Origin of the sequence: Nocardioides sp. LMS-CY, assembly GCF_018732145.1 — a bacterium.
Lineage (GTDB): Bacteria > Actinomycetota > Actinomycetes > Propionibacteriales > Nocardioidaceae > Nocardioides > Nocardioides soli.
The window spans coordinates 5,049,997-5,070,897 of sequence record NZ_CP076104.1; the positions used below are offsets into that span (position 1 = coordinate 5,049,997).

The window sequence follows — 20,901 nt, forward strand, 5'->3', positions numbered from 1 at the left end:
TACGCCGGGCCTCCCGCCAGACCGACCAGCCCCGAGCCGTCTCGGATGCGAGACGCCCCCGACTGTCACCGGACGATACCCAGCGACGATCTGGTCGTTCCCAGCCACCGGGAACAACCACACCGCCTGTGGCTATCCCCCACCGCCACCCACAAGACCACGCCGACCGACCGAGCAGCCGAGCAGCCGAGCGGATAGACGGAGGGGTCAGACGCGGAAGCGGCCGACCGCCTCCTCGAGCTGGGCGCCCATGTCGGCGAGCTCGCCGGCCGCGCGCTCGGCGTCGGTGACGCCGGCGAGGGTCTGGGCCGCCGCATCCGCGATCCCGGAGATGTTGCTGGCGATCCCCTCGGAGCCGTTGGCCGCCTCGAGCACGTTGCGGTTCATCTCGTTGGTGGTGGCGGTCTGCTCCTCGACGGCGGAGGCGATGGTCATCTGGAAGTCGTTGATCTCCGCGATGACGGCGCTGATCTGACCGATGGCCTCGACGGCGCCGCTGGTGTCGGACTGGATCGTCTCGACCCGGCGCGAGATGTCCTCGGTGGCCCGCGCGGTCTCCTGAGCGAGCTCCTTGACCTCGCCCGCGACCACCGCGAAGCCCTTGCCCGCCTCACCGGCGCGCGCGGCCTCGATGGTCGCGTTGAGCGCGAGGAGGTTGGTCTGCTCGGCGATCGAGGTGATCGCCTTGACGACCGAGGCGATCTCCTGCGACGAGGCGCCGAGCTTGCCGACCGTCTCGGTCGTGGCGGCGGCGACGCCGACGGCGTTGCCCGCCACCTGGGCGGCCGCGTTGGCACTCTGCGCGATCTCGCGGATCGCCGACTCCATCTGCTCCGAGCCGGAGGCGACGGTGCCGACGTTGCGCGACACGTCGCCGGCCGACGACGAGACCACCTCGGCCTGCTGGGCGACCCCCTCGACGTTGGCCGCGATGGCGCCGGCGGTGCCGCGCAGCGCCGACGACGAGCCGGCCAGCCGCTGGGCGAAGTCATGCACCAGCACCATCACCTTGCCGAAGGCGTCCAGGGTCGAGTTGAGCGAACGGTTCATCTCGGTGATCTCGCGGGCTCCGGACTCAGACACCCGCACGGTCAGGTCGCCGTCGGCGACCCGGGCCAGCACCTCGCGGGTCGCCGCGATCGGGCCGGCCACGCTGCGCGCGGCACCGATCCCGAGGCCGACGGAGAGCAGCAGGCCCACGCAGATGATGACGATGGTCGTCGTGCGGGCGGACTCGAACGCCTCCCGCGCGGACGCCGCCTGCTCGGCGGCCTCCTGCTGCTCGGCGGCGTTGGCGGCCGTGATCGACTCCTCGGCCTGCGCGGCGTACGTGTCGAGGTCGGCGAGCGCCGCCGCGAACTCGGCCGGCGGGAGCTCGCCGCTCTTGAGCAGCTGCAGCACGGCGTTGTTGCCTTCGACGGCGGCGGTGAAGTCGCGGATGTTGTCCGCGACGCTGGCCGGCAGGTCCATCGCCTGGACCGCCTGGACCCGCTGCACGAGCGCCTCAGAGGTCCGCTGCACCGCCTGCTGCTCCTTGGCGAGGGTGTCCGCCGGGATCGACTCGATCGCGGTGCGCGCGTCGTGGGCGGCGTACTCCCACCAGAGGACCTGGAGGCCACGGGTCGCGTCGAGCTGGACGGTGCCGCGCTCGTAGACCGCCTCGGCCCGGTCGCTGATGCTGCTCATGCGGGTCAGCGCGAAGCCGGCGACGACGACGCTGACCAGGGCGACCACGAGGAACGCGGCGAGCAGCCGCGTGCGCAGCGACAGCCCGGTCAGGCGCGCGAGACGGAGTGCGGACGATGAGTTGGACACAGTGAGACCCTCCTCGCCGGATCGGCGGTCGACCCGGCGCGGTAGGCCCATCGACCGACCCGGCGGCGACCTGAGCGATCGGCCGCCCGAGCGTCAGCGGAGCGGCCCGACCACACCCTCGGCCGCCTCCAGCACCGCGCCCGAGGCGACCAGCGCGACGGCCGCCTCGATCTCGGGCGAGAGATGGCGGTCGGGGCCCGGGCCGTCGATGCCGGACTCCCGGAGGAGCCGGACGACGGACCCGGTGGCCGGCGAGGGGGTCAGCGGGCCGCGCAGGTCGAGCGCGCGGGCGGCGGTCAGCACCTCGATCGCCACCACCCGGGCCAGCCCGTCGACGGAGCGGCGCAGCTTGCGGGCGGCCGACCAGCCCATCGAGACGTGGTCCTCCTGCATGGCGCTGGAGGGGATCGAGTCGACCGAGGCCGGCGCCGCGAGCCGCTTGAGCTCCGACACGATCGCGGCCTGGGTGTACTGCGCGATCATGTGGCCGGAGTCGACGCCCGGGTCGTCGGCGAGGAACGGCGGCAGCCCGTGGTTGCGGGCCTTGTCGAGGAAGCGGTCGGTACGCCGCTCGCTGATCGATGCCACGTCGGCGGCGACGATCGCCAGGAAGTCGAGGACGTACGCGACCGGGGCACCGTGGAAGTTGCCGTTGGACTCCACGCGCGACTCGTCGGCGAGCACGACCGGGTTGTCCACCGCCGAGGCGAGCTCGCGGCCGGCGACGGTGGCGGCGTACTCCACGGTGTCGCGCGCGGCGCCGTGCACCTGCGGCGAGCAGCGCAGGGAGTAGGCGTCCTGCACGCGGTTGCAGTCGGGGCCGCGGTGCGACGCGACGACCCCGGAGTCCGCGAGCAGCGTCGTCAGGTTGGCGGCCGACGCGGCCTGGCCGGGGTGTGGCCGGATCGCCTGCAGCTCGGGCGCGAAGACCCGGTCGGTGCCGAGCTGCCCCTCGACCGACATCGCGGCGGCGATGTCGGCGGTGCGGAGCAGCATCCGCAGGTCGCGGATCGCCAGGACCAGCATGCCGAGCATGCCGTCGGTGCCGTTGATCAGCGCCAGGCCCTCCTTGGCGACCAGCTCGACCGGGGTCAGCCCGGCCGCGGCGAGCGCGTCGGCCGCGGGCATCAGCGTGCCGGCCGCGTCGCGCACCTCGCCCTCGCCCATCAGCGCGAGCGCGCAGTGGGCCAGCGGCGCGAGGTCGCCCGAGCAGCCGAGGGAGCCGTACTCCCGCACCACCGGCGTGATCGCGTGGGTCAACAGCGCCGCGAGCAGCTCCGCGGTCTCGCGGCGTACGCCGGTGTGGCCGGTCGCCAGCGTCGAGAGCCGCAGCAGCATCAGCGCGCGCACCACCTCGCGCTCGACCTCGGGACCCGAGCCCGCGGCGTGCGAGCGCACCAGCGATCGCTGCAGCTGGGCGCGCATCTCCGTCGGGATGTGCCGGGTCGCGAGCGCGCCGAAGCCGGTCGAGACGCCGTACGCCGGGGTCGGCGCGGCGGCCAGCTCGTCCACGACGGCACGGGCGCGGTCGATGGCGGCGAGGGCGTCACCGCCGATCCGGACCGCGGCGCCGTCGCGGGCGACGGCGAGCACATCGGCGAAGGAGACGGGACCGACGCCGACCTCGACGGTCGGTCGGTCGGGGGTGATACCGGAGGTCATGCCCGCAATCCTCGTCGCCCGCCGGCACCCCCACCAGGGCGCCGGATCCCCTCGCCGTCTGGGATCCGAGACGAAACCGGAGCGGTCCCATCCGTGACCCCGATCACAGTAACGCGTTCCAGTCCTGCACGTTGACCCGAGCGGAGGGATGCCCCATGCCAGAGCTCAGAACCCGGACCGCACGGACGGGTGTCGCCATCGCGACGGTCGCACTCCTCGCTCCGATCGCGCTGTCGGCACCGGCCTGGTCCGCGCGGGCCGCCGGGCCCGCCGCCGATCGAGGCGTCGGGCGGACGGCCACGGAGTTCGCGCTGCGCGGCTCCGGCTTCGCGACCGACGTGAAGGGTGGCCGGCTCCCCGCAGCCGCGGGCGCCACCGCCCTGGCGGTGATCGGCTGTACCACGAAGACCGGCATCGACCGCGGCAACGACCTCGCGTCGGTCCGGATCCCCGGCCTCGGCGCCGTCGCCGGCAGCCGGACCCGCACCTGGACCAGTCGCAGCGGCGGCGAGGTCGCCATCACCACTCGGCACCGGGTCGGCGAGGTCGTGCTCAGCGACTCGCCGCTCGGCACCCTCAGCCTCTCCGCGATCACCACGACCGCCCGGGCCGCCCACGACGGGACCGGCTTCCACGCCGACACCTCCACCGACGTCGGCGGCCTGACCTTCACCCCGCCCGGCGGAGCCCCGCAGGAGCTGGAGCTGCCCCTGCCCGGCCGCCCGGTCACCATCCCCGACGTCGCGACGATCTCGCTGGCCTCGACCTGGACCCGGGAGCGGAGCGACCGGGCCCGGGCCTTCGCCAACGGCCTGCTGGTGCACCTGCTCCGGACCGACACCCGCGTCCGCGTCGCCCACGCGGGCGCGGAGATCTTCAGCGGGGCCCGCCACGGCGTCTTCGCCGGCTCGGCGTACGGCGTGAGCGGCTCGATCGGCGGCGAGCTGGTCGGCCTCGGCCGCAACCCGGTGCAGCGGGTGCCCTGCCAGGGCACCGGCGGCACGGTCCGGAGGTCCTCGCTGGCGGGCCTCGACCTCGCCGGCCAGATCGAGGTCGGCGCGATGACCAGCGAGGGCCTGGGCGCTCAGACCGGCGCGGAGGCCTGGGGGTTCTCGAGGGCGACGGTGGCCGAGGTCGACCTGGCCGGAGCCCTGCGGATCGAGGGCGTGGTCGCCCAGGCGACCGTCGAGCGGCGGGGCAGGAAGGTCTCCCGCAGCAGCGACGGCTCCTCCCTCGGAGCGGTCACCGTCGACGGTGAGCGGCGGTACTTCCCCGACGCCGGTCCGCTCGAGATCCCGGGCGTCGCGAGACTGGAGCCGCTGATCGTCCAGCGGCTCGCGAACGGCCTGAAGGTGATCGGGCTCCGGGTGACGCTGCTCGACGGCACCGGCGCGGTGCTCGACCTCGCGACCGCCCGGCTGCGGATCGGCAGGGGCGGCAACCCGACCTGAGCGGACAGGACGGCGGCGCGGTCATTCTGCAAGACGGCGCCTGCCCGACCGGCCGACGCGGCGTTGACTGAGGGCTGTGTCCCTTCGTCAGCAGGCCGCGCCGGCCGGCCCCGCCGGCATCGGCACCGGCCGCCGGTGGACGATGCTCGCCACCAGCACAGGGGCGCAGGCCGCGGCGGCGGTGATGGTCCACGGCCCGGCGTTCCTGATCCCCACCCTCCACCGGCAGCAGGGCATGGGCCTCGCCGAGGCCGGCGTGGTGGCCGCGGCACCGTTGATCGGCGTGATGCTCACGCTCGTGGCGTGGGGCTGGGTCACCGACCGGCGGGGCGAGCGGTTCGTGCTGCTCACCGGCCTCGGGTCCACCGTCGTCGCCGGGGTCGCCAGCGCCCTGACCGGCGGCCTCGCCCCGCTCGTCGTCACGCTGCTGCTGGCCGGCGCCGCGGCCGCCAGCACGAACGCGGCCAGCGGGCGGGTGGTCGTCGGCTGGTTCCCGCCCGAGCGCCGCGGACTCGCAATGGGCATCCGGCAGATGGCCCAGCCCGTCGGCGTGGGCGTCGCCGCCATCTCGATCGCGGTGGTCGCCGAGGCGCACGGCGTCCAGGCCGCGCTCTGGGTGCCGACCGTCGCGTGCGCACTCGCTGCGCTGCTGGTCGCCGCGACCGTCGTCGACCCACCGCGTCCGGCACGCCGCGAGGGCGCCGTCGCCGCGAACCCCTACCGGGTCGACTCCTACCTCACGCGCATCCACGGCGTCTCGGTGCTGCTGGTCGTCCCCCAGTTCCTGGTGTGGACGTTCGCCCTGGTCTGGCTGGTCCAGGACCGCGGCTGGTCGACCGCCGCGGCCGGTGTCGTGGTCGCGGTGGCCCAGGTGGCCGGCGCGCTCGGACGGATCGCCGCCGGTCATCTCTCCGACGTCGTCGGCGCGCGGATGCGGCCACTGCGCTGCGTGGCACTGGTCGCATCGGCCGTCCTGGCCCTGCTCGGCCTCGCGGCGGCGCTGGACCTGGCGGTCGCCGTGGTGCTCATGATCGTCGCGACCCTGGTGACGGTCGCCGACAACGGCCTGGCGTTCACCGCCGTCGCCGAGCGCGCCGGGCCGTTCTGGACCGGACGCGCACTGGGCGCACAGAACACCGCCCAGTACCTCGCCGCGTCTGCCGTGCCACCGGTCGCGGGCCTGGCGATCGCGCACCTCGGGTACGCCGCGGCCTTCGCCCTGGCCGCCCTGTTCCCCCTCGTGGCGGCGCCGCTGGTGCCGGTGCGCGGGGAGCGCCCGCTGTCCTGAACCGGAGCCCGAGTCCCGGAGGAGTGCGCCGCGCGCCGCGGGGTACGGCGTGGGGAGAGCCTTGCCCGAGGAGGGACCATGACCACCGCCATCGTCATCACCGTCATCGTCGTCGTGCTGCTGGTCGCGGCCGCCGCGATCCTGACCACCCGCCGCCGGCGTACCCACCAGCGCCACCGCGCGGCGCAGGTGCGGGCCGAGGCCGCCGGTCAGGCGGGCGCGGTCCGGGACTCGCAGCGGGACGCGGCCGCCGCGGCAAGCCGGGCGGACATCGCCCGCGCCGAGGCCGAGCGCGCGGAGCAGGAGGCGACCGAGGCCCGCCGCGGGCTGCAGATGGAGGAGGCCCGCCAGGAGGACGCCGTGCGGGAGGCCGACGCCATCGACCCTGACGTCGACCACCGGTCCGACGGCTACCAGCCCGGCACCGGTACCCACCGCGGCACCTGAGCGGGCGCCGGAGCGGCCACGCCGTACCCTGCGGCCATGAGCCAGGTGCCGGCCGCGACCCGCGCGATGCGGGTGCTGCGCTTCCTCGCCGGCCAGCCCGACCCGGTGGCGCTGGACCGGATCATGCGCGCGTGCGAGCTGCCGCGCAGCACGACGTACCACCTGCTCAACGCGATGATCGACGAGGGCTTCGTCGTCCACCTCGCCGACGAGCACCGCTACGGGCTGGGACTCGCGGCGTTCGAGCTCGGCAGCGGCTACGCGCGCCAGGAGCCCCTCCAGCGGCTCGCCCGGCGGCCGCTCGCGACGCTCGTCGACCGGGTCGGGCAGTCGGCGCACCTGGCGGTGCTGCACGGTCGCGAGGTGCTGTACGTCGTGGAGGAGCGCGCGCCCGGCCGCCCGCCGCTGGTCACCGACGTGGGTGTCCGGCTGCCCGCGCACCTGACCGCCAGCGGTCGTGCGGTGCTCGCGCGGCTGCCCGCGCCCCAGGTGCGCGCGCTCTACTCCCAGGCCGCGGACTTCGTCGACCGGCACGGCGCCGGGCCGCGCTCGCTGAGCGCGCTGCGCCGGGTGCTCACCGACACGCGCCAGCGCGGGTACGCCGTCGAGGACGGCGAGGTCACGCCCGGGCTCGCCAGCGTGGCGGTCGCGGTGCTCGACCACAACGAGCACCCGGTCGCCGCCGTCGCGGTGACCTTCCCCCGCGACGAAGGGGACCAGCAGCGCCTGGCCGGCGCGGTCACCGCCACGGCGACCGCGCTCACCCGTCGGATCAGCGGGCGCTCCACCGAGCGCTGACCCGACGGCCCTGTGCCGGGGCGTCCCGGTGGTTTCGAGGCTCGGGCCTGGCGGCCCTCGCACCTCAACCACCGCCACCTCTCAACCACCGATACCTCTCGACCACCGACACCCGAGCGACGCGGCCGAAATCCGGGCGACGCCGGGCACCGGGTCGGGTTGGATGGCCGGGTGAGCACGCCGACGCCCCGCGCCGGTCTCGGGCTGGTGCAGATCTGCCTCGCCGGCATCCTGTGGGGCACCGGCGGGCTCGGCGTCCAGGTGATCCGCGACCGGGTGCCGATGTCGGTGCTCACGATCAGTGCCTGGCGGATGGTGATCGCGGCGGCGGTCCTGCTCGTCGTCCTGCTGGCGCTGCGCCAGCTGCGGGGGCTGGGGACGCTCGTGCGCACGCACCCCACCCGGGTGATCGTGACCGGCTGCGGCACCGCGGCGTACCAGGCCCTCTACTTCGGCTCCGTGGTCGCGGTCGGCGTCTCGGTCTCCACCGTGGTCAGCCTGGGCCTGGCGCCCGTGCTGCTGACCGTCGCCGAGTCGGTACGCCGACGCTCGGCGCCGACGCTCGGCCAGGTCGCGGTGCTGGTGCTGGCGCTGGCCGGGCTGGTGCTGGTCAGCCTGGCCGCGGGCGCCCACGACCCCGGCCCGCACCCGACGCTGGGCGTACTGCTGGCGGTCGGGTCCGGCACGACGTACGCCGCGACCACGGCGATCGGGCGCTCCCTGACGCACACCACGAGCCCCCTGACCCTCACGACCGCGACGACCACGGTCGGGGCGGTCGCCCTGCTGCTGGTGGCCGCGCTGGGCGGCTCGCTCACGACCGGCTCCGGCGACGCCACCGTGACGCTGACGCTGCTCTACCTCGGCGTCTTCACGATGGCGCTCGCCTACGGGCTGTTCTACGCCGGGCTGCGCACGGTCCCGGGCAGCGCCGCCGTGATCGCCACGCTGCTCGAGCCGGTGACGGCCGCGCTCGTCGCCGCGGTCTGGCTCGACGAGCGGCTCGGCGTCGCCGGCATCGTGGGCACCGCGCTGATCCTGGTCGCGGTCGCCGGCCTCGGACGGCGGCAGCCCGAGCCCGCCGTACCCCCGGGGTAGCCCGCTCGTTGAGTCAGGCGTGACGAACCCGCGCCCCGTCAGCCGTGTCGTGATCGCCGTGGTCGCCGCCGGCGCCCTGCTCACCGGGGCCGCCGTCCTCGGCGGCGCGGCGGGCGTGCGCGAGGGCGCACTGTCGGCCCGCTACGGCGCGGCCCAGGCCGCGCTCGGCGCCCGGGAGCAGGACCAGAACGCCGTCTCACGGGCCGGCGAGCTGGGCGCGGCGACCCGCGACCCGACGACCGCGGCCGAGCGGACCGCGAGCGCGGCCTACGTCGCGCGAGAGCGGGCGCTGCCAGATCCCGACCTCACCTCCGCCCGGGTCACCCGGCCGCGCACCCAGCATCCGCAGGACCGCTACGCGATGGCCAACGGCTGCTACGACCTGGCCGGCGCCCCGATCTACTTCAAGCCCACCGATCTCGGCGACTACCTCCTCTACGACGCCGACCGCGCCTTCGTGACGGCCGGCGGTGCCCGCGCGGACCGGCCCGGCACCGGGACCGTGTGGACGGCCCGGAAGTCCGGACCCTGGTTCACCTTCACCAACGACGAGGTGCCGCTGAGCATCGACGGCGCCCGCCGCTTCCGGCTGACCCGGACGACCGGATGCACGGCGTACCCCGAGTCGCAGATCGACGTCTCCGGCCGGCCCCACGCGGGCGTCACGCCGTACCAGGAGGTGCGCGGGTACGTCGACGCGCACACCCACGGCATGGCCTTCGAGTTCCTCGGCGGCGCCGCCCACTGCGGCAAGCCCTGGGATCAGTACGGCGCGCCGTACGCACTCGTCGACTGTCCCGACCACACCGCGACCGGCGGGTACGGCGGCGTGCTGGAGTCGGTGCTCTCCGGCGAGCCCCACCACGACCCGGTCGGGTGGCCGACCTTCCGGGACTGGCCGGCGCCGGAGTCGCTGACCCACGAGGGCACCTACTATCGCTGGCTCGAGCGGGCCTGGCGCGGCGGGCAGCGGATCTTCGTCAACCTGCTCGTCGAGAACGACCAGCTGTGCCGGCTCTACCCGCTGAAGAAGGGCCCCGAGTACGCCGCGTGCGACGACATGCGGTCGATCGCCCGGCAGGCCGACGACATGTACCGGCTGCAGGACTACGTCGACGCGCAGTCCGGCGGGCCCGACCGCGGCTTCTACCGGATCGTGACCAATCCCTTCCAGGCGCGGAAGGTGATCAACGCCGGCAAGCTGGCGGTGGTCATGGGCATCGAGACCAGCGTGCCCTTCGGCTGCACGATGAAGCTCGACGTCCCGCAGTGCGACATCGGGGACATCGACGAGCAGCTCGACCGGGTGCGGGCGATGGGCGTGCGGCAGATGGAGCTGGTCAACAAGTTCGACAACGCCCTGGCCGGGGTGGCCGGCGACAACGGCGCGGTCGGCACGGCCGTCAACGCGGCGAACTTCCTCGAGACCGGGTCGTTCTGGGACATGCGGCACTGCGAGCCCGCCGACGGCGAGTCGCACGACCGCGACCAGGTCGCCATGCCGAGCATCTCCGCGCAGCAGCAGGACGCGCTGTTCGGCGCGATCGGGTCGCTGTTCGGCACCCTGCGCGTGGCGCTGCCCCTCTACGGCCGGGCGCACCACTGCAACGCGCGCGGGCTGACCACGCTGGGCGAGCACACCATCGCGGGCCTGGCGGAGCGCCACCTGCTCTTCGACCCCGACCACATGAGCGTCAAGGCCCGCGCGACCGCGCTCGACCAGATCGACGACCTCGGCTACCACGGCGTGATCTCGAGCCACTCCTGGTCGACCCCCGACGCCTATCCCCGGATCTACCGGCAGGGCGGCTTCATCACGCCGTACGCCGGCGACTCGACCGGGTTCGTCGAGAAGTGGCGTCGGCACGTCGGATGGGCCGACCCTCGCTACTACTGGGGCATCGGGTACGGCGCGGACATGAACGGCCTCGGCGCGCAGGGCGACCCGCGTGGCTCCGACGTGGCCAACCCCGTCACCTACCCGTTCCGAGGGCTGGGCGGGGTGAGCGTGGAGCGGCAGCGGGCCGGCGAGCGGGTCTACGACATCAACGTCGACGGCGTGGCGCAGTACGGCCTCTACCCCGACTGGATCGCCGACCTCGGCAAGGTCGCGGAGGCCCAGCGGCGCGGCGACGGCGCCCGGATCCGGGACGACATGGCGCGCGGCGCGGAGGCCTATCTGCAGACGTGGGAGCGCGCGGTGGGCGTCGCGCCCGACTCGTGCCGCAACCCGGAGCTGCGCAAGCCGCTCCGCAGGGTGGAGTCGCGGGTCCGGCCGGGCATGTCGACCAAGGACGTGCTCCGGGCGGTCGGGCAGCCCTACCAGCGGCTCGGCTCGACGTACCACTTCTGCGCACGCACCGGGAGTGACCCGAGGGTGCGGGTGACCGTGACGTTCTCCCGGCGCGGGAAGGTCACCGGCCTGACCGCACGGACGTGAGCTCCCGGAAGTTACTTGCAGGTAGGATCATTCTCACGTCCCGCGGGCCTGACGTCGCGGAGCACGGGGAATAGGCTCCACCGAGCGCCGTACGGCGCCGCCCGACTGCCGCCACCGAGCCGCCACAAGGGAGTCCCGCTCCAAAATGCAGACCTTCGCCGTCGTCGTCAGCCTCGGGCTCACCGCGGTCGCGCTCGCGATCCTGGTGCCCGCGGTCCTCAAGATGCTGGGCGTGATCCGGCTCGGCCAACCGGCGGCGGGGCGCACCGACCAGCCGCTCGCCCGCACGCTCACGATGCTCAAGGAGACCGTGCTCCACACGCGGATGCTCCAGTGGACGTGGATCGGCGTCATGCACTGGTTCGTCTTCGCGGCGTTCATCTTCCTCAGCACGGCCGTCGCGGCGGCGTACTTCCAGCTCTTCCAGCCCGACTTCGCCTGGCCGATCATCGGGCACTGGTACCCGTACGAGTGGTTCAGCGAGCTCATCGGCCTGCTGAGCACGGTCGGGATCATCGTCCTGATCGTCTACCGCCAGGTGAAGCACCCGCGGCGCCTGGGCCGCGGCAGCCGCTTCTTCGGCTCGACGCAGTGGCAGGCCTACTTCGTCGAGTACCTCGCCCTGCTCGAGGGCAGCGCGATCCTCTTCGTCCGCGGCGCGGAGTGGCGCCTCGACGAGGAGGCCGGGCGCAGCCACTACCCGATCGCCTCCTGGGTCGGGGACCTGCTCTACCCCGCCGCACCGGGCAGCCTCGAGAACATCATCTACGGCGTCGCGGTGTTCAAGATCGCGCTCGCGATGGTGTGGCTCATCGTCGTCGCCCGCAACCTGACGATGGGCATCGCCTGGCACCGGTTCACGGCCTGGTTCAACATCTGGTTCAAGCGCGAGGGCTCCGGCCGCACCGCGCTGGGCGCCCTGGCGCCGCTGACCTCGGGCGGGCGGCCGGTCTCGCTCGACGACATCGACGACCTCGACGAGGACTCGGTGCTCGGCGCCGGCTCGATCACCGACTTCAGCTGGAAGGGCATCCTCGACTTCACGACCTGCACGGAGTGCGGTCGCTGCCAGTCGCAGTGCCCGGCGTGGAACACCGAGAAGCCGCTGTCGCCGAAGCTGCTGATGATGGGCCTGCGCGAGGAGGCCTACGCCCACGCGGGCGCGCCCGCGGGCACGGAGCCCCGCGCGCTGGTCGGCAAGACCGACGCCGAGGCGGCCGCCGGCGCCGGCGCCGAGGTGACGGACTGGTTCTACAACCCCGCCGACGGCGACTTCGTCATCGACGAGGACGTGCTGTGGTCGTGCACGTCGTGCGGCGCGTGCGTGCAGCAGTGCCCCGTCGACATCGAGCACGTCGACCACATCGTCGACATGCGGCGCTACCAGGTGCTGGTCGAGTCGAACTTCCCCGCGGAGCTCAACGGCCTGTTCAAGGGCCTGGAGAACAAGGGCAACCCGTGGAACATGTCGCCGTCCGCGCGCCTCGACTGGGCCAAGGACCTGCCCTTCGAGGTCAAGGTCGTCGGCGCTCCCTCCGATCAGGGCGGCATCGAGTCGCTCGACGAGGTCGACTGGCTGTTCTGGGTCGGCTGCGCCGGCGCCTACGAGGACCGCGCGAAGAAGACCACCCGCGCCGTGGCCGAGCTGCTCGACCTGGCCGGCGTCTCCTTCGGCGTACTCGGCAACGGCGAGACCTGCACCGGCGACCCGGCCCGGCGCGCCGGTAACGAGTTCGTCTTCCAGGGGCTCGCACAGCAGAACGTCGAGACCTTCCAGGAGTACAAGGTCAAGAAGGTCGTCTCGACCTGCGCCCACTGCTTCAACACGCTCAAGAACGAGTACCGGGAGTTCGGCGTCGAGCTCGAGGTCGTGCACCACACCCAGCTGCTCAACCGGCTGGTGCGCGAGGGCCGGCTGACGCCGGTGCGCGAGGGCGCGGGCGCGCACAAGCGCTCGATCACCTACCACGACCCGTGCTACATCGGCCGCCACAACGGCGTCTACTCGCCGCCGCGCGAGCTGCTCCAGGTGCTGCCCGGCGCGGAGTACGTCGAGATGGAGCGCAACTCCGAGCGGTCCTTCTGCTGCGGCGCCGGTGGCGCGCGGATGTGGATGGAGGAGACGCTCGGCGAGCGGATCAACGTCAACCGCACCCGTGAGGCCGTCGGCACCGGCGCCGACCAGATCGCGGTCGGCTGCCCCTTCTGCCGGGTGATGCTCTCCGACGGGCTCACCGCGCAGCAGGCCGCCGGCGCGGCGCGCGAGGAGGTCGAGGTCCTCGACGTGGCGCAGATGCTGCTGGCCTCGGTGAAGGGCGAGATGGCGACCAAGCTGGCGCCGGGCTCGGCAGCCGCCGCTCCTGTTGCTACTCCGGCCGCCGCTCCTGCCGCCGCTCCTGCCGCCGCTCCTGCGGCCGTCACCGAGGACACCGTGGTCGAGACCGCCGATGCCGGCCCGGCCGCGAAGGCCAGCGGCGGCTCGTCGCTCTTCGACGACGCCGGCTCGATGTTCGGCGAGGCGCCGGCGACCGCCAGCCCGGAGCGGGCCCCGGCCGAGGAGGCCGAGGCCGCGAAGCCCGCCTCCTCCGGCGGCTCGCTCTTCGACCTCGGCGGAGACCAGGCCGCGCCTGCCGAGCCCGCTTCGTCGGGAGGGTCGCTCTTCGATCTGGGCGGCGGCCAGCCCGACGCCGGTCCGGCCGAGCCCGAGACTCCGCCCGCCGCTCCGCCCGCCTCGTCGCCCGCCTCGTCGCCCGCCTCGTCTGGGGGGTCGCTGTTCGACATCGCCGCCCCGGAGGCCGCCCCGGAGCCGCCGGCGCCGGCGGCGGAGCCCGCTCCCGAGCCGGCCGCGGCGGCGGAGCCGAGTGCCCCGGCCGCGAACGTGATCCCCGAGGGCGGCTCGCTCTTCGACATCGCGGCACCCGAGCCCGCGGCCGACGACAAGCCGGACCCGGTCGCCCTCAGCCAGGCCGCCACCGCGGCGGCCGGGGACGAGCCCGCCGTACCGGAGCCGGAGGACGAAGCCGAGACGAAGGACGAGGAACCGAAGGCGCCACAGGACGTCCAGGCGCACCAGCCGAAGACCGACGCGGACATCCACGGAGCCGGCTCACTCTTCGACCTCTGACGAGGCCGCCAGGCAAAGCGAGCGGGACACGCCGATCGTCACCGGCGTGTCCCCGTCGCCTTCCCTGACCACCCCCGTGCCCATCGGCGTGTCGTGCTCGTTTCCCCGGCCAGCCGGTGAAACGAGCACAGCGCCGAAACCCGGCGACCGCCTACCCGGCGTCCGGCTCTCCCGACTCCGGATGTTCGGGCACCCGGACCGGCCGCAGCCGCGCCCAGGTGAGGAACGCGATCCCGATGACGAGCATGACCAGGCCGGCCCACAGGTTGGCGTTGACACCACCGGTCTTGTCGAGCTCCTTGTCGCCGAAGATCCCCATGAGCACGAGGATGATCCCGTAGAGGCCGATCAGCCCGCCGATGATGTTGCGGATGTCGAAGGCGCCAGCGGTGTGCTGGGTGCGTGGCATGTCGGGCTCCTCAGAAGATCACGTTCAGGATGATGACCATGACCAGCGCGATGCCGGCGAGCGGCAGGGTCCGCTGGTACCACGGGCGCGACGCCTCCTCGGGATCCACCAGATCCTCCCGCGGCGTCTCCGAGTAGACCAGACCGCGCAGCTCCTCGACCGGCTTCGGCCTGGTGAAGCCCGAGACCACGACACTGAGCACCACGTCGACGACGAAGGCCGCACCCGCGGCGACGAACGACGCGCCCTGGCCGCTGATGCTGATCCAGCCCTGGCTGAGCGAGCCGAGCGCGTCCTCGCTGGCGACGCCGACGAGCACCGCTGCGAGCGTGCCGGCCACCAGGCCGACCCAGCCGGCGGTCGGGGTCATCCGCTTCCAGAACATGCCGACGATGAACGTGGCGAAGAGCGGGGCGTTGAAGAACCCGAACAGCGTCTGGAGGTAGTTCATGACGTTCGAGTAGTTCGACGCCAGCCCGGCGGTGAAGATCGCGATGATGACGGCGGCCACCGTCGCGATCCGGCCGACCACCAGGTAGTACTGGTCGCCGCGGTCCTTGACGACGTACCGCTGCCAGAGGTCGTAGCTCCAGACGGTGTTGAACGCCGACACGTTCGCGGCCATGCCGGCCATGAACGCCGCGAGCAGGCCGGCGATCGCCACGCCGAGCAGGCCGTTGGGCAGCACGTCGCGCATCAGGTAGAGCAGGGAGTCGTTGTACGTCACTCCCTCACCGGAGGCGCCGCCGGCGACCGTCTCGCCCGCCTTGACGTCGGCGATCTCGGTCACGAGCACCGCGGCGATCATGCCGGGGAGGATCGTGATGAAGGGGACGAACATCTTCGGGTAGGAGCCGATGATCGGCGTCTTGCGGGCCGAGGAGATCGAGTTCGACGCCATCGCCCGCTGGACCTCGACGAAGTTGGTGGTCCAGTAACCGAAGGACAGCACGAACCCGAGGCCGAAGACGATGCCGACGACGGACCAGAAGTCCGAGGAGAAGCCGGTGAGCGCCGTACCGGGCCAGGAGTTCAGCTGATCGGCGGCCGGCGCGATGGTGTCCGGGTGGGCGTCGGCGGCGCTGGTGATGCCGTCCTTGAGCCCGTCCCAGCCGCCGATCCGGTGCAGGCCGATCAGCGTGAGCGGCAGCAGCGCCGCGACGATCACGAAGAACTGGAGCACCTCGTTGTAGATCGCCGCGCTCAGTCCGCCCAGCGTGATGTAGGAGAGCACGATCGCCGCGGCCACGATCAGCGCCACCCACAGCGGCCAGCCGAGCAGCGCGTGGATGATGCTGCCGAGCAGGAACAGGTTGATGCCGGCGATCAGCAGCTGCGCGACGGCGAACGAGATCGCGTTGACCAGGTGGGCGCCGGTGCCGAACCGCTTGAACATGAACTCCGGCACCGAGCGGACCTTGGAGCCGTAGTAGAAGGGCATCATCACGACGCCGAGGAACAGCATCGCCGGGATCGCGCCGATCCAGAAGTAGTGGACGGTCGGGATGCCGAACTGGGCACCGTTCGCCGACATCCCCATGATCTCCACCGCGCCGAGGTTCGCGGAGATGAACGCCAGCCCGGTCACCCACGCGGGCAGCGACCTGCCCGAGAGGAAGAAGTCGAGGGAGTCGGAGATCTGCCGGCGGGCGAGCAGCCCGATCCCGAGCACCACGGCGAAGTAGATGAAGATCAGCAGGTAGTCGACGAACTGCGCGTCGATGATCGTGCTGGCCATCGCGGTCGGACTCGACATGCGGCCTGCCTTTCGTGCGCCGATCCGGCGGCGAAAGCCCCGGAGGAACCACCGGACGTCGTGCCCAGCAGCCTTCACCGACAAACCCGGCCCCGCCTCGCCCGCACCGGGTGATGTCAACGCGGCACCAAATGATGTCACCGAAGGGTTGACGTGACATCACGATGGTGTCATCGTGGTGCACATGGACATCACGCCGTACGTCGAGAGCCTCCGTCGCGACCTGCTCGCGGCCGCCGACGCCGCCGGGCCGGAGGCCCGCGAGGTCACCGACCGGCTCGCGTTCGCGCTCGATCCGGCGGCCCGACTCGCGCTGATGGAGGCGATCTCGCAGGCCGCCGCCGAGATCACCGCCGAGCTGCCCTCGGGCGGGGTCGACGTACGCCTCAACGGCCGCGAGCTGGAGTTCGCGGTGCACGCCCCGCCGGCCGCACCCCCGCCGCCTCCGCCCCCGGCGCCGCCGGCCGCGGAGGACGCCGAGGAGGAGGGCGGCGTCGCCCGGATCACGCTCCGCATCCCGGAGTCGGTCAAGGCCAAGGCGGAGGAGCTCTCGGCCCGTTCGGGCCACTCCCTCAACACCTGGCTGGTCAACGTCGTCCGGGCCGCCACCCGCAGCGAGGGGGCGATCAACGTCGACCTCGACCTCTCGAGCATCCCCTTCGTCAGCGGAAACGACCCGTTCGGCGGCGGCAAGCGCCCCGGCAAGCGCATGTCCGGCTGGGTCTAGCGAGCCACCCCACCCCACCATCCACCCCATCCCGGGACCGGCACGGCCGGCCCCGCGGACGAACACACCCTCGCGCAGGAGACCACGATGACCGAGCACCACTTCGACACACCACACCCCGTCGAGCTGTTCGCCGAGATCGGCAAGGGCCGCGTCGACGTCACCGCGACCGAGACCGAGCAGACGCACGTCGAGATCGCCGGCCGGGACGCCGACCAGGTCGACGTACGCCAGGACGGCCGCCGGATCAGCGTCGTCGCGCCCCGGCAGCGCGGCGGGCTGTTCGGCAGCGACTCCCGGCTCGACGTACGCATCACCGTCCCGACCGGCAGCGACGCGGTCGTCCGCACCGGCAGTGCCGACATCGGCGTCCGCGGCACGATCGACACCGGACAGGTCAAGAGCGGCTCCGGCGACATGCAGGTCGAGGCCGCGACCGGCCCCCTGCTCGCCGAGACCGGCTCCGGCGACATCCGCATCGACACGGCCGGCGACGCGCTGAAGGTCAAGAGCGGCTCCGGCGACGTCGTGATCGGCGCCACCGCCGGGGTCACGTCGATCTCGACCGGGTCCGGCGACGTCCGCGTGGGCGGCGCGCACGGCCAGACGGTCGTCAAGACCGGGTCCGGCGACCTCGAGGTCGTCGAGTCGAGCCACGACGTGTCGCTCACCACCGGCTCCGGCGACCTGGTCGTCTCCCGGGCCCAGCGCGGCCGGGTCAGCGTCAAGGGCGCCTCCGGCGACGTCCGGGTCGGCGTCCCCTCCGGCGTCCCGGTGTGGACCGACATCTCGACGGTCACCGGCGACATCCGCTCGAACCTGACCGGCGCCGGCAAGCCCGAGCAGGGTGCCGACCACGTCGAGGTCCGGGCCCGCACCGTCAGCGGCGACATCGTCCTCGCCGAGGTCTGAGCGCCTCGGCCGCACCCCACCAGCAGCCAGATCAGCAGAGGAGCACCGTCATGGAGTACAGCACCGGCACGCTCGACGCCGAGATCAACCGCCAGCAGCTCGCGGAGCGCATCGCCCGCGCGAGCACCCCCAAGATCCCCGCCACCGCACACCGGCACCTGCTCGCCCAGCGGCTGCGCCGCCTCGCCGACCGGGTCGACAACTGAGGATGGTCCGCGGCGGAGATGGTCGGCGGCGGGGATGGTCGGCGGCGGGGATAGTCCGTCACGTTCTGGTTGTCGATCCCGATCGTCGGCAACCAGAACGTGACGGACTATCCCGGTCCCGCAACCGCCGGCCCGCAGCTACGACCGCATCGCGACACCGCGGCGCCAGTAGCCCATGAAGGCCACCTGGCGGCGGTCGACCCCGAGGTCCTTGACCAGCACCCGCCGCAGCGCGGTGACCACGCCGGACTCGCCGGCGATCCAGGCGTAGAGGTCGTCGAGGTCGTGGCCGACCACGGTCGCGGCGGAGTCGACGTCCTCCCCGGAGGAGGAGTACGTCGGGGTCTCCCACAGGTCGGGATCGACCTCGTCGGCCTCCGCGCCCGCCACCGCCGCGGCGCCCACACCGAGGTGGTCCAGCACCGCCGGGTGCAGCAGCTCGCCGTGGGCCGCGCCCGCCCGGGGCAGCCAGACCACCCGGACGCCCTCCGGGTGCTGCACGGTCTGGGCGTCGGCGGCGGTCGGGATCTCCAGGAACGCCGCACCCACCGCGTCCCACGGCAGCTGGCCGAGGATCGCACACACGGCCGGCACCGCGGTCTCGTCGCCGACGAGCAGCAGGCGGCCCGCCGTACCGGGCTCGAACTCGATGCCGCCGTAGAACTGGCCGCGCCGCGGGCCGAGCACCACGACCCGGTCCCCCACCGCGGCGCGCGCGGCCCAGTCGCAGCCCGGGCCGGTCTCGCCGTGGTCGTCGGAGTGCACCACGATGTCGACGACCAGCCGGGTGTCGGGGCCGCTGCCCACGAGGTCGCGGACGGTGTAGGTACGCATGTGGCCGCGCTCCGCCTCCGGCCGAGCCAGCCAGGTCTCCCACCAGGAGTCGTCGACGCCCTCGAACGACGGCACCGGGCCGCCCGGGACACCTGGGAAGACCAGCTTGATCCGCTGGTCGTAGAGCGGCTGCCCCTCGACCCCGAAGTGCTCGAGGCAGGGTCCGCCGAACTCCACGCGCACGAACGACGGGGAGAGCCGTTCCACCCGCACCACCTCGACCTCGTCGAGGATCATCGACAGCTGCGGTTGCTCCGTGCCGGACGCCGAGGTCGTGGTCATGAAGTTAGGTTAGCCTAACTTCACTTGATGGCTAGATCGGCGTCCGATGGAAGTTCTGGAACGACCGCGACGGCGTCGGGCCGCGCTGGCCCTGGTAGCGCGAGCCGTACTTCTCCGAGCCGTACGGGTGCGCCGAGGGAGAGGAGAGCCGGAAGAAGCAGAACTGGCCGATCTTCATGCCCGGGTAGAGCTTGATCGGGAGGGTCGCGACGTTCGCGAGCTCAAGCGTCACGTGCCCGGAGAAGCCGGGGTCGACGAACCCGGCGGTCGCGTGCGTCAGCAGGCCCAGGCGGCCGAGGGAGGACTTGCCCTCCACCCGCGCCGCGATGTCGTCGGGCAGCGACACCACCTCGTACGTCGAGCCGAGCACGAACTCCCCGGGGTGCAGGATGAACGGCTCGTCGCCCTCCGGCTCCACCATCCGGGTCAGGTCGGACTGATCGGCGGCGGGGTCGATGTGCGGGTACTTGTGGTTCTCGAACACCCGGAAGAACCGGTCCAGCCGGACGTCGATCGACGACGGCTGCAGCATCGCCGGATCGTAGGGGTCGAGGGCGATCCGCCCCGCGTCGATCTCGGCGGTGATGTCGCGATCTGACAGCAGCACGCTGGCACCCTACCGGTGGCCGCCCGCGGGCCACCCCGGACAATGAGACGGTGAGCTTCCAGCGGTACGTCGCGATCGGCGACTCCTTCACCGAGGGCGTCGGCGACCCTGACCCCGCGCGTCCCAACGGCGTGCGCGGCTGGGCGGACCGGGTCGCGGAGGTGCTCGGCCACGAGGCCGCGTCGACCGGGCGGTCGTTCGGCTACGCCAACCTGGCGATCCGTGGTCGGAAGCTCCCCGCGATCCTCGACGAGCAGCTCGACCCCGCCGTCGCGCTCGAGCCCGACCTGGTGACGATCTACGCGGGCGCCAACGACATCCTGCGGCCACGCGTCGACCTCGACGGGATCGTCGAGCGGTACGACGCGGCGCTCGGTCGGCTCGCGGCGACCGGTGCCCGGCTGGTCGTGTTCACGGCGTTCGACCCCGGCGGGTCGGCGATCTACCGGCCACTGCGGGGCCGGTTCGCGCTCTACAACGAGCTGGTGCGCACCGCCGCCCGCACCCACGGCGCCACCGTCGTCGACTTCTGGACGATGCGGGACTACCGCGACTGGCGCTACTGGGACCCCGACCGGATGCACCTCGGCCCGGCCGGCCACCAGCGGATGGCGATCGAGGTGCTCGACACCCTCGGCGTACCCCACGGGCTCGAGCCGCTGCCGCTGCCCGACCGCCCGCCACCGACAAGGGCCGAGCAGCGCCGCGAGAACCTCACCTGGGTGCGCGGGATGGCCATCCCGTGGGTGCACCGCCGCCTCACCGGACGCTCCTCGGGCGACGGGCTGGACCCGAAGCGCGCCACGCTCGCGCCGATCGACTAGTATCTCCGCGACCCGGCAGACCCGCGGGTCATGCGGATGTAGCTCAGTTGGTAGAGCGCGACCTTCCCAAGGTCGATGTCGCGAGTTCGAGCCTCGTCATCCGCTCCACATCCCGACGAACGTCGCGCCCACGAGCGCGACACTCCGCTCAACGTCGATGTCGCGAGTTCGAGCCTCGTCATCCGCTCCACATCCCGACGAACGTCGCGCCCACGAGCGCG

The 20,901-nt window shown here is 73.0% G+C and carries 17 protein-coding genes and 1 tRNA gene; 12 read left to right on the top strand and 6 right to left on the bottom strand.

Going from position 1 to position 20,901, the window contains the following annotated elements:
- Nucleotides 1-207: 207 nt before the first annotated feature.
- Nucleotides 208-1,815, bottom strand: a complete 1,608-nt coding sequence (locus tag KM427_RS23835) for a methyl-accepting chemotaxis protein (protein WP_252274822.1) — start codon at nucleotides 1,813-1,815, stop codon at nucleotides 208-210.
- Nucleotides 1,816-1,908: 93 nt separating this feature from the next.
- Complete coding sequence (gene hutH, locus KM427_RS23840) at nucleotides 1,909-3,465, bottom strand: histidine ammonia-lyase (RefSeq protein WP_215527739.1); 1,557 nt, start codon at nucleotides 3,463-3,465, stop codon at nucleotides 1,909-1,911.
- 167 nt (nucleotides 3,466-3,632) lie between these two features.
- On the opposite strand from hutH, the gene KM427_RS23845 reads away from it, so the two are divergent.
- The 7 genes from KM427_RS23845 (at nucleotide 3,633) to KM427_RS23875 (ending at nucleotide 14,123) form a co-directional block, all read left to right on the top strand.
- Nucleotides 3,633-4,928, top strand: a complete 1,296-nt coding sequence (locus tag KM427_RS23845; RefSeq protein ID WP_215525558.1) for a choice-of-anchor P family protein — start codon at nucleotides 3,633-3,635, stop codon at nucleotides 4,926-4,928.
- Between the two features lie 76 nt (nucleotides 4,929-5,004).
- Nucleotides 5,005-6,216, top strand: a complete 1,212-nt coding sequence (locus tag KM427_RS23850) for an MFS transporter (protein ID WP_252274824.1) — start codon at nucleotides 5,005-5,007, stop codon at nucleotides 6,214-6,216.
- Between the two features lie 78 nt (nucleotides 6,217-6,294).
- Entirely contained in the window at nucleotides 6,295-6,663 is a 369-nt protein-coding gene (locus KM427_RS23855) for a hypothetical protein (RefSeq protein WP_215525559.1), read from the top strand.
- 36 nt (nucleotides 6,664-6,699) lie between these two features.
- Nucleotides 6,700-7,461, top strand: coding sequence for an IclR family transcriptional regulator (locus KM427_RS23860; RefSeq protein WP_215525560.1), 762 nt, complete (start codon nucleotides 6,700-6,702; stop codon nucleotides 7,459-7,461).
- Between the two features lie 171 nt (nucleotides 7,462-7,632).
- Nucleotides 7,633-8,559, top strand: a complete 927-nt coding sequence (locus KM427_RS23865) for an EamA family transporter (protein WP_252274827.1) — start codon at nucleotides 7,633-7,635, stop codon at nucleotides 8,557-8,559.
- A gap of 19 nt (nucleotides 8,560-8,578) precedes the next feature.
- A complete protein-coding gene (locus tag KM427_RS23870) occupies nucleotides 8,579-10,999 on the top strand; it encodes an amidohydrolase family protein (RefSeq protein ID WP_215525561.1) in 2,421 nt (806 codons plus the stop codon).
- Nucleotides 11,000-11,144: 145 nt separating this feature from the next.
- Complete coding sequence (locus KM427_RS23875; RefSeq protein ID WP_215525562.1) at nucleotides 11,145-14,123, top strand: (Fe-S)-binding protein; 2,979 nt, start codon at nucleotides 11,145-11,147, stop codon at nucleotides 14,121-14,123.
- A 151-nt stretch (nucleotides 14,124-14,274) separates the two neighbouring features.
- On the opposite strand, the gene KM427_RS23880 is transcribed toward KM427_RS23875, so the two are convergent.
- Nucleotides 14,275-14,532 carry a hypothetical protein gene (locus tag KM427_RS23880; protein WP_215525563.1) on the bottom strand — a complete coding sequence of 86 codons (258 nt, stop codon included), beginning with the start codon at nucleotides 14,530-14,532 and terminating at the stop codon, nucleotides 14,275-14,277.
- 10 nt (nucleotides 14,533-14,542) lie between these two features.
- Nucleotides 14,543-16,270: a sodium:solute symporter family protein gene (locus KM427_RS23885; RefSeq protein ID WP_215527741.1), complete on the bottom strand. Its 1,728-nt coding sequence runs from the start codon at nucleotides 16,268-16,270 to the stop codon at nucleotides 14,543-14,545.
- A gap of 202 nt (nucleotides 16,271-16,472) precedes the next feature.
- Here KM427_RS23885 and KM427_RS23890 point away from each other — a divergent pair, with 202 nt between their 5' ends.
- The 3 genes from KM427_RS23890 (at nucleotide 16,473) to KM427_RS23900 (ending at nucleotide 18,133) form a co-directional block, all read left to right on the top strand.
- The gene (locus tag KM427_RS23890) at nucleotides 16,473-17,015 is read left to right on the top strand and encodes a pilus assembly protein HicB (protein WP_215525564.1); all 543 of its coding nucleotides are present in this window, start codon (nucleotides 16,473-16,475) and stop codon (nucleotides 17,013-17,015) included.
- 87 nt (nucleotides 17,016-17,102) lie between these two features.
- Nucleotides 17,103-17,927, top strand: a complete 825-nt coding sequence (locus KM427_RS23895) for a DUF4097 family beta strand repeat-containing protein (RefSeq protein ID WP_183595186.1) — start codon at nucleotides 17,103-17,105, stop codon at nucleotides 17,925-17,927.
- A gap of 50 nt (nucleotides 17,928-17,977) precedes the next feature.
- Nucleotides 17,978-18,133 (top strand): hypothetical protein, encoded by a 156-nt coding sequence (locus KM427_RS23900; RefSeq protein WP_183595185.1) that lies wholly within the window; start codon nucleotides 17,978-17,980, stop codon nucleotides 18,131-18,133.
- Between the two features lie 138 nt (nucleotides 18,134-18,271).
- On the opposite strand, the gene KM427_RS23905 is transcribed toward KM427_RS23900, so the two are convergent.
- Nucleotides 18,272-19,249 carry a siderophore-interacting protein gene (locus tag KM427_RS23905; RefSeq protein ID WP_252274829.1) on the bottom strand — a complete coding sequence of 326 codons (978 nt, stop codon included), beginning with the start codon at nucleotides 19,247-19,249 and terminating at the stop codon, nucleotides 18,272-18,274.
- A gap of 31 nt (nucleotides 19,250-19,280) precedes the next feature.
- Complete coding sequence (gene dcd / locus KM427_RS23910; protein WP_183595184.1) at nucleotides 19,281-19,856, bottom strand: dCTP deaminase; 576 nt, start codon at nucleotides 19,854-19,856, stop codon at nucleotides 19,281-19,283.
- Between the two features lie 50 nt (nucleotides 19,857-19,906).
- On the opposite strand from dcd, the gene KM427_RS23915 reads away from it, so the two are divergent.
- Complete coding sequence (locus tag KM427_RS23915; RefSeq protein ID WP_215525565.1) at nucleotides 19,907-20,680, top strand: SGNH/GDSL hydrolase family protein; 774 nt, start codon at nucleotides 19,907-19,909, stop codon at nucleotides 20,678-20,680.
- A gap of 32 nt (nucleotides 20,681-20,712) precedes the next feature.
- Nucleotides 20,713-20,788: transfer RNA gene (locus KM427_RS23920), tRNA-Gly, on the top strand.
- Nucleotides 20,789-20,901: the final 113 nt, after the last annotated feature.